Source organism: Hymenobacter chitinivorans DSM 11115, assembly GCF_002797555.1.
GTDB lineage: Bacteria > Bacteroidota > Bacteroidia > Cytophagales > Hymenobacteraceae > Hymenobacter > Hymenobacter chitinivorans.
In genome coordinates this window covers 1,201,832-1,216,281 of the sequence record NZ_PGFA01000001.1, presented here as the reverse complement: position 1 = coordinate 1,216,281, position 14,450 = coordinate 1,201,832, and the positions used below count along the sequence as shown (strand labels likewise).

The window sequence follows — 14,450 nt, the reverse complement described above, 5'->3', positions numbered from 1 at the left end:
TCCTATTATATTAGACTTTACATATACTTACCCGATTCGCTTGATACCTCCTTATGAATAGCCTGCTTATTCCCAGTAATGAATCGGCCCGGCTCCGGGCCGTGGCCCGCTACCGCTGCCTGGGCAACCTGCACGAGCAGGTTTTCGACGAACTCGTGGCCCTGGCCGCCTCCCTGTGCCGGGTTCCCATTTCCTTTCTGTCCCTGGTCGAGGCCGAATCGGTGTGGTTTCGCAACACGGCGGGCTGGACCGGGGCCGAGCACCTGCCCCGTGACTACAGCCTGTGCTCGGTGGCCATTCTGCAGGACGAAGCCACGGTGTTTGAAGATCTGCGAAAGGAGCCCTGCCAGTTGATTCAATCGGCGGAAATCGAGCTGCTCAACCTGCAGTTTTTCGTCGGCATTCCGCTTAAGACTGCTGATGGCTTCAACATCGGCGTGCTGGCCATTGCCGATCATTGCCCCCAGGCGCCCAAGCCTGAAGATCAGCGGTTGCTCGAAGCCTACTCCCGCCTCACGGTCAGCCTGCTGGAACTCAACCGGGCCGAAAATCAGAGCGCGCCCATTGCCTCCGGGGTATACGAGGCCGTCGAGGATGCCATCCGCTGGATGCAAACCCTGAGCGCCACCCTGCTGCGAACCACCCTGCCTACCGTGGCCGAGGTAAGCCGGGTAAAGCAGATTATCGGGCAGGAAGCCGACGACACGGCCCGGCGCGTGCAGGATTTGCTGGGTCCCTGGCATACCTCGCCGGGAGCGGCCTAGGGCGGCCCGCCGCCTAGCTGGGCTCCACGCCGGGACGGGCATCCTGCAGCTCCACGTTCAGGTGGGCAATCAGGCGTTGCAGCACGTGGCTGGTGCGGTCAATCAGGGGCGTGAGCTGGGCCTGGTCGAAGGCGCCGCGCCAGGTATCGAGCTGCTGCACTACGGGCAGCAGCAAGTGCACCTGCAGGTGTTCCAGGCTAGGCTTGAGCTTGTGGGTGGTGGCCCGCAGCAATTCCACGTTCTGGGTTTGCTGGGCCTGGCGCAAGTCGCGCACCGCTTCTTCGGCCCCCTCGATAAAGGATTCGAGCATGAGCACCGTAAAGTCGGGGTCGCCCTGCCCAATCTGGTAAATCAGAGCCAAGTTGTAGAGCGGGGCCGTCAGGGCCGGGGCGCCCGGCTCCTGCGCGGTATTGCCCACCAGGGGCTCGCCCAGGGTCCAGTAGCTGATGACTTTGAGCAGGTCATCTTCCTGGAAGGGCTTGGACAGGTAGTCGTTCATGCCGGCCCGCAGGCATTTTTCCCGCTCCCCTTTAATGGCGTTGGCCGTCAGGGCAATAATGGGCGTGGTCAGGCCCAGCTCCTCGCGCAGCTGGGCCGTGGCCTCCAGCCCGTTCATGACCGGCATCTGCACGTCCATCAGAATCAGGTCGAAGCTTTGCTGGCGGGCCAGTTCCACGGCCACGGCGCCGTTTTCGGCTTCGGTCACGAGCAGGGCCGCGTTTTGCAGAAAACCCTTGGCAATCTGCCGGTTGAAGGCGTTATCCTCGGTGAGTAGCACCCGCTTGCCGCGCAGCCGCTCCCGGATGTCGGCGGTAATGGGGGCCTTCTGGGGCATGTCCTTTTCCGAGCCGATGGCGAGCCGCAGCGTAAACGAGCTGCGGGTGCCTTCGTTTTTGCGGCTCACAATGTCAATTTCCCCACCCATCAGGTTCACCAGGCTGCGGCTGATGCTCAGGCCCAGGCCGGTGCCCCCAAACTTGCGGGTCACCGACGAGTCTTCCTGGCTGAACTCCTGGAAGATGTTGCCCAAAAAGTCGGCGTCGATGCCGATGCCGGTGTCGGCCACGGTGAAGCGCAGCTCCACGTGCTCCGGAGTGTGGCCGACCAGCTCACAGATGATGGACACCTGCCCTTTTTCGGTGAACTTGATGGAGTTGCCGGCCAGGTTGAGCAGCACCTGGGTGATGCGGTACGGGTCGCCGAGCAGCACCGGGGGCAGGCCGGTATCGGCCTGAATCAGGAAGCGCAGGCTTTTTTCCTCGGCTTTGAAGTGCAGGCTCTTCTCAATCTGTTGGAGCAGGGCCGTCAGGCTGAAGCCGATTCGCTCGATAAAGAGCTGGCTGGCCCCGATTTTGGACAAGTCCAGAATGTCGTTGATGATGACCAGCAGGTTTTCGCCGGAGGTGGCAATGGCCCGCAGGTAGTTTTGCTGCTCGGCGTCGAGCGGAGTTTTGGCCAGCAGCTGCCCCATGCCCAGAATGGCATTCATGGGCGTGCGGATTTCGTGGCTCATGTTGGCCAGAAACAGCTCCTTGCTGCGCGCCGACTCCTCGGCGGCCTCCTTGGCCCGGCGCAGGTTGTGCTCCAGCTCCTTGCGGTCGGTGATATCGAGGGTGATGCCAATGGAGCCGTACACTTCCCGGGCGTCGTTGTAAACCGGGGCCGCACTGATCAGCAGCCACTTGCGCTGCCCGCTCTTGCTGGTAATAGTCAGCTCGTAAGTGTCGGAAATACCCTGGGCCCGGTCGGCATTCTTCTGGGTGAGCAGCTGCAGGTTATCGGGGCTGACCACGCGCTGCATAGCCTGCTGGTGCAAAAACTCGTCGAAGTCGTAGCCGGTAATATCGCAGAACGCCTGGTTGACGTAGGTAATAACCCCGTCCATGCTCGTCTCGACCAGGCCCAGCTTCATGTACTCGATGATGCTGCGGTACTTTTCCTCGCGGCGGCGCAGCTTGTCTTCGCTAATCTGCCGCTCGGTGATGTCCTGAAACTTCCACAGGTAGCCGATGTACTGCGCGTCGATGTGGATGGGCACAAAGTCGCCCTGCAGCACGCGGCCGTCCTTGAGCACGAAAGTTTCGCCCGTGGCGAGCTGCTGCTGCTGAATCAGCCGTTGGTAGCGGGCCACAAACTCCTGCTCGTCGCGGAGGCGGTTTTTGGCCTGCTCCCCAAACTGCCGGGCGTCGAGGCCCACCAGCTCCGGGCCAGTGATGGTGCTGTTGAACAGCCGGCAAATGGCCTCGTTGGCCAGCATCACCCGGTGGTCCTCATCAACCAGCAGAATACCCTCCTGGAAGTTGGCAATGGTGGTCGACAGGCGCAGGCGCGAGGCTTCCACGGCGGCATTAGCGGCCTTGATGGCCGAAATATCGGTGTGGACCCCGGTCATGATCAGAGGCTTACCCTCAGCATCGGATTTGGTGACCAGGCCGCGGGTCAGCACCCATTTGTACTCACCGTTGCGGCAGCGCAGGCGGCGCTCCACGGAGTAAATTGGCTCCCGGCCGCTTAGGTAGGCGTCGGAGGCCTGCAAGCTGACGGCAACGTCGTCGGGGTGCACGTGGGTTAGCCAGCTTTGGTGCTCCCGGGCAAATTCGGCTTCCTCGTAGCCCAGCATGGCCTGGTAGGCGGCCGAGAAATACTCCTCCCCGGTTTGATAATTAAACTCCCAGGCTCCGTCGCCGAACCGCTCCATGGCCAGCTGCCAGCGCTGCTCGTTGGCTCGCAATGCTTCTTCGGCCTGCTTCAGGGCCGTAACGTCGACCAGAATACCGCTGTGCAGGCTGCCTTCAGCATCGGAGAGGGAGCGAATGGCCGTGCCCCGAAACCAGCGCAGGGGCTGGCCCGGCACCAGCAGGCGCCCCTCGAAAGCCCAGCTGCCATCCTCCTTACCGGCTTGCTGCAGGGCAGCTTTCCAGCGCGGCCGGTCGTCAGGGTGAATAAACTCCTCGAGCTGCTTGTCGTTGTCGAGCACGATGCCGAACAGCTCCCGCAGGCGCGGACTGATGTAGACCAGGCCCGAGGGTGTGGTGTGGTTGTGGCGCCACTGAAACAATACGCCCGGCACGTGCTCGGTCAGGTAGCGAAACCGCACCTCATTTTCGGCCAGGGCCTGCTGGGTGGCGCTGGAATCGGTGAGCAGCTCCACCAGGGCCACAAAGCGGCCGGGCGCGGCCGAGGCCGGCAAGGGCTGCACCCGCACGCGCACCCACTGGGCGGAGGTATTGGAATGCTGCAGCAGCGCCTCGTAGCGGAAGGCAGCTTCGGCCCGCAGCTGCGCCTGCACGTAGGTTGCCGTCACCTGTCCGGCCCCGCTGCCGCCCAGTACCGCCCAGACGGTGCGCTGCCGCAGCTCGGCCGGCGGCTGGCCCACCAGGCTGGTCAGGCCGTCATTGCCCCACAGAATATGGCCCTGCGGGTCCAGCACGGCCACCGCGTCGAATACCTGCTGCACCAACTGCACGTCCTTCTCCCAGGGGTTGGTGGAGTTAATAGAATAGTGCTCGTTCACAACAATCGACGAATGGGAGGTGTAAGGGCAAGTAGCATAATTTTCCGGAACCCTAGGCAACGCAGCATTCAGCCCGGCGGCAGCCCTACCCCGCCGAGCTGCCCCAGCTAGGGCCCCAGCATAGTTTGCACCCGGCCCACCGCGGCAGCAACTCGTTACAGCTCAGCTCTTCCGCAAATTTACAACTAACGCTCAAAATTGGCTAAATCCGGCCTGGCCCGGCCCCGCGCTGCCCCTACTTTCGGGCCCTAAATGCGCACCGGCTTGCAACCTTTGGGCGGCGGCCTTCCTCTTCCCAGGGAACCTGCTTAGCTACTAGCTATGAAAACTTCGCTACTTAAGTTGCTGATCAGCCCGCTGCTCCTGCTGGGCGCCGCGGCCTGTGAGAAAGAATCGGCTGGGCCGGAAGTGGTGCCCGAGTTTTACGTCCGGGCCCAGAAGAACGACCAGGCCTGGGTGGTGGAAGGCACGGGCGTGTATGAGCGCGCCACCAAGAAATTCTACGTATTTGGCTACCAGAGTCAGCCCGAGGCCTACTTGCGGCTGCATTTCGACGCTCCCACCCAGAGTCCCGCGGGCCCAGCCGAGGCGGGTTGGTCGGATCTGGTGGGTGGCGACGTGCTCGTCAACAGCTATTCCTCGACCGGCGTAGCCGAGCTGCCCAGTGTGGAAATCACCCAGCTCGATACCGTGCAGCGCATTGTGGAAGGCCGCTTCCAGACCACGCTGCGCCGCGACCAGCGCTGGAGCCAGCAGGGCGAGCTGCTGCAGTTTCGCAACGGCTCCTTCCGCGTCCGGTACACCATCCCGCGCTAAGCCCGGCGCAGCCTGAGTGCTTCCTCGAAGCCCGATTCCCGGCCGGAATCGGGCTTCGGCATTTGGCCCTTTTCGTCGGCCGGTACTTAGCCGCACAGGAACAAACTCATAACGGACAGCCTTTCAGCAGTTGATTGGGGCGGGCCTAAGCTCGGGGAGCCATATTAATACCGTTCTTCGGCGCGCACTGAACTAAGCTCGATCAGATACTCGCAGGCCCGGCGAAATTTATCACCCTCGTCGGGCGACTTTCTACTGACCATGTGATAGGCGTTTGCCTGGTGGGCTTCGAGCAGCCATTGGGCCCCATCTAGCACAAAGGCGGGCTGACAACTCGGCAGCTGCCAGAACTGGGCCTGGGTCAGCAAATTTTGAAAGGCCTGGACCTGCTGCGCCGTCAGGCGGCTTGTGGTTTCTTCGGCCACTACTTGTCGGGCCCGCCGCTTCGCCTCCGCTACTTGGGCCTGGAAGGCCGAGTCCGCCATTGTTTCCTCATAGAATTTCTGGGCGCGGGCCCTTTGTTGGGGCGTAGCATCCGCCGCTAGCTGGTCGGGGTGAAATACAGTTAGCGTGTGAAAACCCGGATACTTATCCAGGAGCTGGGTGCGGAGCGTGGCCCCGTGCGCATCTTGCCGCAGCGTCAGGAGCACGGGCCGATGAAAGGAGCGCAGCCACAGGAAGCGGTAGATGTCGGCGTCCAGGTAATAATTCGACAGCACGGGCGCGTCAAAATACGTCAGGCAATACGACGCGCTTACTAACTCCGCGGTACAGTTTTCCACACGCTCATCCATAACATACTCCGCGGGCCGCTGGGCTTTGGGAATGTAGGTAGCATGCAGGGAGTCGGCGGCCGGAAAGTAAAAGACGGTGGTGTCCCGGGGACTCCCCTGCCGATCCGACAGCGCGGGATTTTGGGGATATGGCCCTTGCTGATTTTTCGGCTTCGCGCAAGCCAGTAGGGCAAGCAGCACAAGGCACCAGTTCTTCATCCCAATGTAATTCATAGCAATACGTAGGCCTACCGACTGCTACCGCTACAAGCAACGCAAGAAGCCCAGGGGCTCAATTTACTGGATTATTTCCCTGCTTTATTATTTCGCCCGGGCGGCTAACCCAGCAGCTTCTGCACCAGCGGCTACGGCCGGCGGCCGGCGCCGCGAGTTTGGGCCGGAGCCGGGCGCCACTAACCACGCGCCCACTTATGCACCTCGAAAAAGCAAAAACCCCGTTTGCGGGGTGCAAACGGGGTTTAGTGCAGAGAGGATGGGATTCGAACCCACGATGACCTTTTGGGCCATACACACTTTCCAGGCGTGCTCCTTCGACCACTCGGACACCTCTCTGGGTCGGTAATCGGGTGCAAAGTAACGGCCCTTTTTCCGGATACACAAGCCCCGGCAACTTGGAATTAGCCTAAAGATATTTCGCCCCGTAGGTCCTGGGCCAGCAAACGGGCCGTTTCGTGGGGAGCGAGGCCCAGGCCCAGCACAAACATGAGCTTGGTAATGGCAGCCTCGGCCGTGATGTCCTCGCCACCAATGACGCCCAGGTCAGTGAGTTGGGAGCTGGTTTCGTACTGGCCCTGAATTACGCGGCCCTCCTCGCACTGGCTCACGTTGAGAATCTGTACGCCGCGGGCGTGGGCGTCGCCGAGGCAGCGCAAAAACCAGGGCGCGGTGGGCGCATTGCCCGAGCCGTAGGTTTCGAGCACGCAACCGCGCAGGCCTTCCACCTCCAGCACGGCCCGCACCACCCGCTCGGTAATGCCGGGAAAGAGCTTCAGAATCACGACCTGCTCGTCGAGGTGGCGGTGTACGCGCAGGCGGGCCGAGGGCAGGTGGCGTACCTGCTGGTCGTTGAACTCGACCTCGATGCCGGCCCGGGCCAGGGGCGGGTAATTTTCGCTACGGAAGGCGTTGTACTGCTGGCTTTCCACCTTTTTGGCCCGGTTGCCCCGAATCAGCAGGTCGTTGAAGAACACGCACACTTCGGGCACGCGCACGGTGCCGGCTTTGGGGTGGCGGGCGGCGGCAATGTCGAGGGCCGTGAGCAGGTTGCGGCGGGCGTCGGTGCGGATGCGGCCCACGGGCACCTGGGAGCCGGTAAAGACGACCGGCTTGCCCAGGTTTTCGAGCAAGTAGCTCAGGGCCGCCGCCGAGTAGGCCATGGTATCGGTGCCATGCAGCACCACAAATCCGTCGTACTGCGCGTAGTTTTCCTCGATAATAGCGGCCAGCCCCAGCCAGTCGGAGGCCGTGACGTTAGACGAGTCGATAATCTGGGGCAGGCTCAGCACCGAGAGGTTCATGTTGAGCTGCCGCAGCTCGGGCATCTTCTTGCGGATTCGCTCAAACTTCATGGGCACCAGCTCCCCGCGCCGGTTGTACTCCATGCCCACCGTGCCGCCGGTGTAGATGACCAGCACCGACGTAGCGGGCCGGGCGCCGTGGCCGGCCGGCGTAATATCAACAAGGGGCAGCGTGACGGACATATTGGTTAATGTGGAGAGTGTGCGGAATGTGGGAAATGAGTCCTGGCGAGGCCTAGCCGTGGCAACCGAAGGACAGCGTAGCTAATCCGTCCTCTGCGAAGGTAGGTACACCCTTTGACCAGCAAGCTCTTTTACTTCACAACGCGTCAGGCTTGTCAAGAAGGTAGAAGGCTGAGCCCGTTTCAGAGGACGGATTGCGTTGTTTCTCGCAATGACACGCATGTTGCCCCTGCCGAACAGCAAGTTTACCATTTCACAACTTAAACAGCGCCTGGGCGTTGCGGGTGGTGGCTTCGGCAATTTCCGCGGGGTCTTTGCGCAGCAGCTCGGCTACGCGGCGGGCAATCAGGGGCAGGTAGGACGGCTCGTTGCGCTTGCCGCGGTGGGGCACCGGGGCCAGGTAAGGGCAGTCGGTTTCGAGCAGCAGGTGCTCCAGGGCAATGTCGGGCAGAAACTTGTCGGCCCCGCCGTTTTTGAAGGTGGCCACCCCACCAATGCCCAGCTTAAAGCCCAGCCGCAGCACCCGGGCCGCTTCTTCCGGGCTGCCCGAGAAGCAGTGAAACACGCCGGTGAGCGTGCCGTCCTGGGCCGCCTCGATGATATCGGCCGTTTCCTGGAAGGCGTCCCGGGTGTGGAGCACGAGCGGTAAGCCGTGCTTTTTGGCCAGCGCCACCTGCACCCGCAGGGCCTCCTGCTGCTGGGCCAGCGTGGTTTTGTCCCAGTACAGGTCGATACCGCACTCCCCTACTGCCGCAAACGGGCGCTTGCCCAGCCATTCTTCCACCAGGTATAGCTCCCGCTCGAAGTCCTTGCCCACCGAGCACGGGTGCAGGCCCATCATCGAGAAGCACTGCTGGGGAAAGCGGGCTTCGGTTTCGAGCATACCGTCGATGCTGGTGTGGTCGATGTTGGGCATAACGATGGTCGTGACGCCGGCCTCGTAGGCGCGGTGCAGGGCTTCGTCCCGGTCGGTTTTGAACTGCTCGGAGTAGATATGGGCGTGGGAATCGGTGAGCTGCATGTAGTTGTTCGTTGTTCGTTGCTAGTTGTCAGTTATTCGTTTATTGACAACCGACGGTTTTTACGCGGTAGGAAAGCTTACTTATACGCCCGGCCTTTCCAGTCGAAGGACAGCGGCAACAAGCGGAATACGCTCAGGCCGACGGTGAGGGCAATGGTGTAGAGCTCAAAGGCGGGCAGCAGGTGCCAGGACAGGCGGCGGCCGGCGCGGTGGTAGCAGGCGGCAGCCAGCAGGCCCTGGAGTAGCATTTTGCCCACCAGTACGCTTAGGGCGGCCAGCGGGCTGGCTACCCAGGCCAGCACCAGCAGCAACGGGTAAAAGCCGGCGTAGAACAGCAGCCCGCCCTGCAGCCACCACGGCAGGGCCTCCACACCCCGCAGCCAGCGCCGCCGCTGGTGCAGCAGCCGGGCCGGCGTGCTGATGGGCAGCGAAACAGCCAGCACTTCGGGCCGAAACACGTTGCGAAACGTGAAGCCCCGCCGTAGCACGGCCTCAAACAAGGCGTAGTCCTCGGTGACCGAAAACGGCAGCTGCTCGTAGCCCCCGGTGGCCTCGTAGGCCGCCCGCGTGACGAGCATGTTATTACCCATGGCCGTGACGGGCCGCCCGAAGTCGGACACGACCTGCACCAGACCCAACGACTGCAGCCAGTCGAGGCCCTGAAGCTGGTCGAACAGGCGCGGGCCCTCCACCACGGTCAGGCCCGTGACGGTGCCGACGCCGGGCTGGGCAAAGGGCAGCAGACCCTGAATCCAGCCGGTGGGCACGGCAATATCGGCGTCGGTGATACAGAAATACTCGGTGGTGGCGGCCCGGGCCAGGTGGGCCAGCACGTTGGCCTTGCCCCGGGCCAGGCCCAGCGGCTCGGTGATGGTAAGGCAGCGAAACTGGCCGGCGTAGCCCTGCATTGCGGCCTGGGCCACGGCCCGGGTCTGGTCGGTGGAGGCGTCGTCGCCGAGCAGCACCTCCACCAGCTCCGCCGGGTAGCTCAGCTGCCGGATGGCTTGCAGGCAGCGGCCAATGGCGGCTTCTTCGTTGCGGGCCGCAATGAGGATGCTGACCCGGGGCCAGGGCTGGGGCAAGGGGGCCGGAGCCGGGCGCCGCCGCACCCAGAACAGCAGCGCGGAGGCGGCCAGAACCAGAAACCAGAGGGTAAAATAGGCGGTGAGCAACAGCATTGGGGCGGGACTACAGCAGCTCGAACTGGTAGCCCTGCTCGGCAAAGTGGGCCAGGTAGCGCGGCAGCACGTAGCGCATATTGCGGCTGGCCTTGATACTGTCGTGAAACACCACCACCGAACCGGGCCGCGTCAGGCGCAGGGCGTCGCGCAGGCACTTTTCGGGGGCGTAGTCCTTGTCGTAGTCGCAGGTCAGCAAATCCCACATTACGATGCGGTACTTAGGCTCCAGCTGCCGGTTGAGGCCCGGGGTGAGGCGGCCGTAGGGCGGCCGAAAAAAGCGCGGGGCGGCTTCGTCCAGCACCGCGTCGAGGGCCTGCTGGCAGTGGGCAATGTCGGCGTGGTAGTCGGCCGCCGGAGTGCTCCAGCCGCTGAGGTGGTGAAAGGTATGGTTGCCGAGCTGATGACCGGCGGCCAGAGCCGCGCGGGCAATGTCGGGGTGGCGCTGCAGGTTGTCGCCGACGCAGAAAAACAGGGCTTTGGCGTTGAACTGGGCCAGCTGTTCCAACACCCAGGGAGTTTCCTCCGGAATCGGCCCGTCGTCAAAAGTCAGGTAGAGCGTCTTGGGCCCGCCCTGGGCGTGCGGCCCCCGCCAGATGGTATTGGGCAGCCAGCGGTGCATTACTTCGGGCAAACGGTGAAGATGCATGCGGGGACGGTGAAATGGTGAAGTGGTGAAATAGTGAGGGTTCTACCGGTTTAGCTGGCCGGCGGTGACTTCAACAATATTCTGCCAGATTTGCTCCGCGCTGCGCACCCAGGAAAAGCGCTGCACGTTGGCCAGGCCTTTCTGCACCAGCTCGGCGCGCAGCCCGGCATCGGCTTCCAGGCGGGTCAGGCCCGCGGTAATGGAAGGCACCGACAGCGGGTCGACGAGCAGGGCTGCCTCGCCGGCCACCTCGGGCATGGAGCTGCAGTTGGAAGTCAAGACCGGGGAGGCGCAGGCCTGGGCCTCGATGATGGGAATGCCGAAGCCCTCGAAGTAGGGTACGTACACCGTGGCCCGGGCCGCCGCGTAGAGCTGCACCAGCTCCACATCCGTTACGCGGCCGGTGAGGTGCACGGCCCCACGGTGCTGCATCTGCTGGTAGGCGTCGAACATGGCTCCGGCTTTCCAGGCCGTGCGGCCCACGATGAGCAGCTTGGCCCCCGAGCCGGTGCGGGTTTTGAACTCGTCGAAAGCCCGCAGCAGGTTGACCAAATTTTTGCGCGGCTGCAGGGCGCCCACAAATAGAAAGTAGGGCTTGCCGGCGCTGAACCGGTCCCGCACGTCCTGCTGCTCCTCAGCTCCCAACGGCCGAAAATGGGCGTCGGCGGCGTTGTACACCACCCGGATTTTGTCGGCCGGGGTACCGTAGGTCTTTACCAGATCCTGCCGGGTGGCTTCCGACACGGCCACGATGCGCGCCGAGGCCCGCACGAATTTCGGGGTAAAATAGTGGTAGTACTTGCGCTGCAGCCAGTCCACGTCCTGGGGGAAATGCTCGAAGGCCAAATCGTGAACCACCGTCAGGCGGGGCACTTTGGTGCGTAGCGTGGTAAAGCCGTCGGGGCTCAGAAACACGGCCGGGCGGTGCTTGCTGAGCCACGCCGCCACGGCGCCCTCAAACCAGGCCACGAACAGAAACGGGTGGCGGGCCGGGGGCAGCAGCACGTGGGGCACCACGTTGTCGGCAAACAAATAGCGCGGGTCGTAGGCCCTATCGAAGAGGAAGTGAAAGGTGTGCTCGGGGTGCTGCCGTACCAGGCGGCTGAGCGTTTCGAAGGTGAAACGGCCTATGCCTTCGAGCTTGTCGCCGGGCAGCAGGAAACGGACGTTAACGGCAATATTCAACGGCAGCGGTAGGTTCGGAGGCGCTAAGATGCCCGTTTTTTGAAAAAGATTCCGGCTCAGCGGCGCAGGGCCTTGAGCTCAGCCACCCGCACGATGCCGGTGCCAAACAAGATGACCACGAAGGCCAGCCCCGCCCCTACGGCCTCCAGCAGCCACTGATTCAGCAGCAACTGCAGGCCCCAGAACACGCCGCACAGCAGTCCAAACGCCAGCAGCAGCCGTACAATAGTAGCCCAGGGAATGGCCACGCCCGCCCGCCGGCTCACCAGCCACAGGTAACCGCCCGAGACGAAGACCACGCACAGCAGCGTGTTCAGGGCAGCGGCGGCGGCCCCGTAGCGCGGCAGCAGCACCACGTTGAGCAGCACGTTGAGCCCGATGCTGCCGGCCACGAGCCAGCTCACCGGCTTTTCGTGGTTGGTACTGGTGAGCAACGTGCTGTAGATGGCAAAAAAGGCGTGCACCAGCACGTTGACAAACAATATCTTCAAGCTGAGCGTCATCTGGCTGAGCTCCTGAGCCGAGCTGTGGGTAAACTGCCAGAACAGCACTTCCCCCCGAAACAGCACGAAGGCGCACACAAACAGCAGCGGCACCGTCACGACGCGCTGCCCGAACCAGAGCAGCTCCTGCTGCTCCTCTCGCCGGCCGGTGGCAAAGGCAAACTTGGCAAAAAACAGCGGCAGCACCGTCCAGAGGTACATCATAATGGCGTCGACCCAGCGGTAGGCCGCCGCGTAGTAGCCGGCCTGGGCCGGGGAAGCCAGTCGCTCCAGCATCAGCATGTCGACCCGCTCGTTGAGGCCGTAGACCAGCGTAATCAGGGCCAGGGGCAGACTGGCCCGGAGCAGGCGGCGGGCGTGGTCCCACCGCAGCCGGTAGCGCACCCGCCCGTAGAGCCGCGTCACCAGGGCGTAGAGCACCACGAAGGTAAAGAGCACCGCCACGGCCCGGGCGCCTACGTAGCGGTCCAGGGTAATGCCCACCGGCAGCAGGGCCAGCACCAGCCCCAGCAGCAGAGCCTTTTCCAGCACCGACAGCACCGCATCGGTGTTGAAGCGCTGGTGGGCCTGCAGGGTGCCGCGCAAAAACTGGGTGTACTGCGTTACCAATAAGGAGGCCCCGGTGAGGGCCAGCAGCGTGAGCGTGTGGCCGTGGTAGCCCAGCAGCCAACCGCTGCCCACCATTATGACCAAAAACAGCACCGACAGCCAGCCTTTCAACGGCAGCAGGGTGGGAAAGTACTCGGCCAGGAACTCCGGGGTGGCCGCTACCCGCTTGGTGGTGAGCTGAGTAGTACCGAGGTCCGACACCGAGGCCACAATCAGCGTCCAGTTGAACAAGGCCGTGAACGTGCCGAAGGCGGCGTGGCCCAGCCGGTCCTGCACCAGGTTTTCGATGACCACCCAGCCCGGCTTCACCAGCAGGTTTAGCAAGACGACAAAACTGATATTTCCGAAAAACTTTTTGATACAGCCAGGGCCTAGATGGAGGCCAAAATTACGCAAAAACCGCCGTCCGCGGCCGGTCAGCGGGCCTGGGTACGGCAATAACTGGTTTTTGCCCGATTAAACCGGTGAATTCCGCTGCCAGTCGGACGGGCAATAGCGTCGGGCTAGTTTTCGTTGGTTTCGGCGCGAAGCCGCCTGTTCAATGCGCAGAATTTGGAGTAGCTTTGCCCCAATGCAGTGTGCCGAAAACCGGTGGAACCTGCCCCAGTCGTCCTTTTACCCTTTGCATGTCATCCCGCTCTTATTCGCTACTGGGCTTGTGGCCCGTTATTAACCGGTGGAAATATTTAGTAGCTGCCGCCGTGGCGTTAGCGCTGATTATCAGCGTAGTGGTAAGCCTGGCCCTGCCGAATATCTACAAGTCGACCGCCGTATTCTACCCCACCAACCCCAACACCACCGACCCCGACCGAATTGTGTCGGACGGGGGCAAACTGGAGCTGGGCGGCCGGGCCGAAGACCTGGACCGCGTGATTACCATCGGCGAGTCGCAAACCCTGGCTGAGCTCATTATCAAGCGATTCGACCTGCACGAGCACTACAAGACCGGGGCCGCCGGCGACGATGCCGCCGATCAGGGCGCCCTGGACGAGTTCAACAGCAACTTCACCATCGTCCACAACGACCGAGACGCTATTGAAGTCAACTTCCAGGACCGCGACAAGGTGCTGGCCGCCAAGGTGGCCAACGCCATTGTGCAGGCCATCGACTCGATTAACCAGCAGCTGACGTTCGAAAACCGCCGCAAAATCATTGACCTCTACCAGGGCCGCAAGGAGTTTCTGGAGCGCGAGTACACCGCCGCCCACGACTCGCTGCTGGCCGGCCGCCGCCGCTACGGCATCTACGGCATGGAGAATGAGTCGCGCTACCTGGGCCGGGCCATTATCGAAACCGAAACCAAGCTGCGCCAGGCCGAAGGCGAGGGCAACAGCAGCAAGGCCGCCGGTTACCGCAAGGCCCTGCGCGGCCTCACCCAGGCCGAGGGCGGCAACGTGCTCAACCTGGAAAACTACGTCAAGGGCACCGACCGGATGGCCACCGCCTACGCCCGCTTCGCCGACATTCAGGGCCGCCTGATTGGGGCCCGCAATGCCTACGAAACGGCCAAGCTGGCCATCAGTGGCAAGATTTCCTCGATTTACGTGGTCCAGAAGGCCTTCCCGGCCACCAAGAAGACCAAGCCCGTGCGCTGGCTGATTGTGGTTTCGTCGGTGGTCGTGACCCTGGCGCTGTCCATTATTCTCATCACCCTGCTCGAACTCTACCGCGGCAACCTGAGCGTGGGGCGCCCGGGCTCGGAGCCGCAGTTTTAATC

The 14,450-nt window shown here is 62.8% G+C and carries 11 protein-coding genes and 1 tRNA gene; 3 read left to right on the top strand and 9 right to left on the bottom strand.

All coding sequences use genetic code 11. The features are described from left to right. Positions 1-53 precede the first annotated feature (53 nt). The gene (locus tag CLV45_RS05085) at positions 54-764 is read left to right on the top strand and encodes a GAF domain-containing protein (protein WP_100335303.1); all 711 of its coding nucleotides are present in this window, start codon (positions 54-56) and stop codon (positions 762-764) included. A gap of 13 nt (positions 765-777) precedes the next feature. Here the strand turns inward: CLV45_RS05085 and CLV45_RS05080 are convergent, their stop codons facing one another. Continuing rightward, a complete protein-coding gene (locus CLV45_RS05080) occupies positions 778-4,278 on the bottom strand; it encodes a PAS domain S-box protein (protein ID WP_157807303.1) in 3,501 nt (1,166 codons plus the stop codon). A 321-nt stretch (positions 4,279-4,599) separates the two neighbouring features. Here CLV45_RS05080 and CLV45_RS05075 point away from each other — a divergent pair, with 321 nt between their 5' ends. After that, positions 4,600-5,094, top strand: coding sequence for a hypothetical protein (locus CLV45_RS05075; protein WP_100335301.1), 495 nt, complete (start codon positions 4,600-4,602; stop codon positions 5,092-5,094). Between the two features lie 164 nt (positions 5,095-5,258). Here CLV45_RS05075 and CLV45_RS05070 read toward each other — a convergent pair whose 3' ends face one another. The 8 genes from CLV45_RS05070 to CLV45_RS05035 all read right to left on the bottom strand — a co-directional run bounded on the left by CLV45_RS05070 (position 5,259) and on the right by CLV45_RS05035 (position 13,129). Continuing rightward, positions 5,259-5,876 (bottom strand): hypothetical protein, encoded by a 618-nt coding sequence (locus CLV45_RS05070; protein WP_157807302.1) that lies wholly within the window; start codon positions 5,874-5,876, stop codon positions 5,259-5,261. Between the two features lie 476 nt (positions 5,877-6,352). Next, positions 6,353-6,440 (bottom strand) — tRNA-Ser (locus CLV45_RS05065). Between the two features lie 65 nt (positions 6,441-6,505). Continuing rightward, positions 6,506-7,588 carry an asparaginase gene (locus tag CLV45_RS05060; RefSeq protein ID WP_100335299.1) on the bottom strand — a complete coding sequence of 361 codons (1,083 nt, stop codon included), beginning with the start codon at positions 7,586-7,588 and terminating at the stop codon, positions 6,506-6,508. A 253-nt stretch (positions 7,589-7,841) separates the two neighbouring features. Beyond that, positions 7,842-8,609, bottom strand: a complete 768-nt coding sequence (locus CLV45_RS05055) for a TatD family hydrolase (RefSeq protein ID WP_100335298.1) — start codon at positions 8,607-8,609, stop codon at positions 7,842-7,844. A gap of 77 nt (positions 8,610-8,686) precedes the next feature. Beyond that, positions 8,687-9,787 (bottom strand): glycosyltransferase, encoded by a 1,101-nt coding sequence (locus tag CLV45_RS05050; RefSeq protein WP_100335297.1) that lies wholly within the window; start codon positions 9,785-9,787, stop codon positions 8,687-8,689. Between the two features lie 10 nt (positions 9,788-9,797). Continuing rightward, positions 9,798-10,436 carry a polysaccharide deacetylase family protein gene (locus CLV45_RS05045; RefSeq protein ID WP_245882678.1) on the bottom strand — a complete coding sequence of 213 codons (639 nt, stop codon included), beginning with the start codon at positions 10,434-10,436 and terminating at the stop codon, positions 9,798-9,800. Positions 10,437-10,478: 42 nt separating this feature from the next. Continuing rightward, complete coding sequence (locus CLV45_RS05040; protein ID WP_100335295.1) at positions 10,479-11,621, bottom strand: glycosyltransferase family 4 protein; 1,143 nt, start codon at positions 11,619-11,621, stop codon at positions 10,479-10,481. A 56-nt stretch (positions 11,622-11,677) separates the two neighbouring features. Then, positions 11,678-13,129 (bottom strand): oligosaccharide flippase family protein, encoded by a 1,452-nt coding sequence (locus CLV45_RS05035; RefSeq protein ID WP_262496862.1) that lies wholly within the window; start codon positions 13,127-13,129, stop codon positions 11,678-11,680. 230 nt (positions 13,130-13,359) lie between these two features. Between CLV45_RS05035 and CLV45_RS05030 the strand changes: the two genes are divergently transcribed. Further along, complete coding sequence (locus tag CLV45_RS05030) at positions 13,360-14,448, top strand: GumC domain-containing protein (RefSeq protein ID WP_100335293.1); 1,089 nt, start codon at positions 13,360-13,362, stop codon at positions 14,446-14,448. The last annotated feature ends 2 nt before the right edge of the window (positions 14,449-14,450 follow it).

Coding starts and splice junctions, on each gene's coding strand:
- CLV45_RS05030 (WP_100335293.1), top strand. CDS start 13,360: ATGTCATCCCGCTCTTATTCGCTACTGGGCTTGTGGCCCGTTATTAAC.
- CLV45_RS05045 (WP_245882678.1), bottom strand. CDS start 10,436: ATGCATCTTCACCGTTTGCCCGAAGTAATGCACCGCTGGCTGCCCAAT.
- CLV45_RS05085 (WP_100335303.1), top strand. CDS start 54: ATGAATAGCCTGCTTATTCCCAGTAATGAATCGGCCCGGCTCCGGGCC.
- CLV45_RS05075 (WP_100335301.1), top strand. CDS start 4,600: ATGAAAACTTCGCTACTTAAGTTGCTGATCAGCCCGCTGCTCCTGCTG.
- CLV45_RS05060 (WP_100335299.1), bottom strand. CDS start 7,588: ATGTCCGTCACGCTGCCCCTTGTTGATATTACGCCGGCCGGCCACGGC.
- CLV45_RS05050 (WP_100335297.1), bottom strand. CDS start 9,787: ATGCTGTTGCTCACCGCCTATTTTACCCTCTGGTTTCTGGTTCTGGCC.
- CLV45_RS05055 (WP_100335298.1), bottom strand. CDS start 8,609: ATGCAGCTCACCGATTCCCACGCCCATATCTACTCCGAGCAGTTCAAA.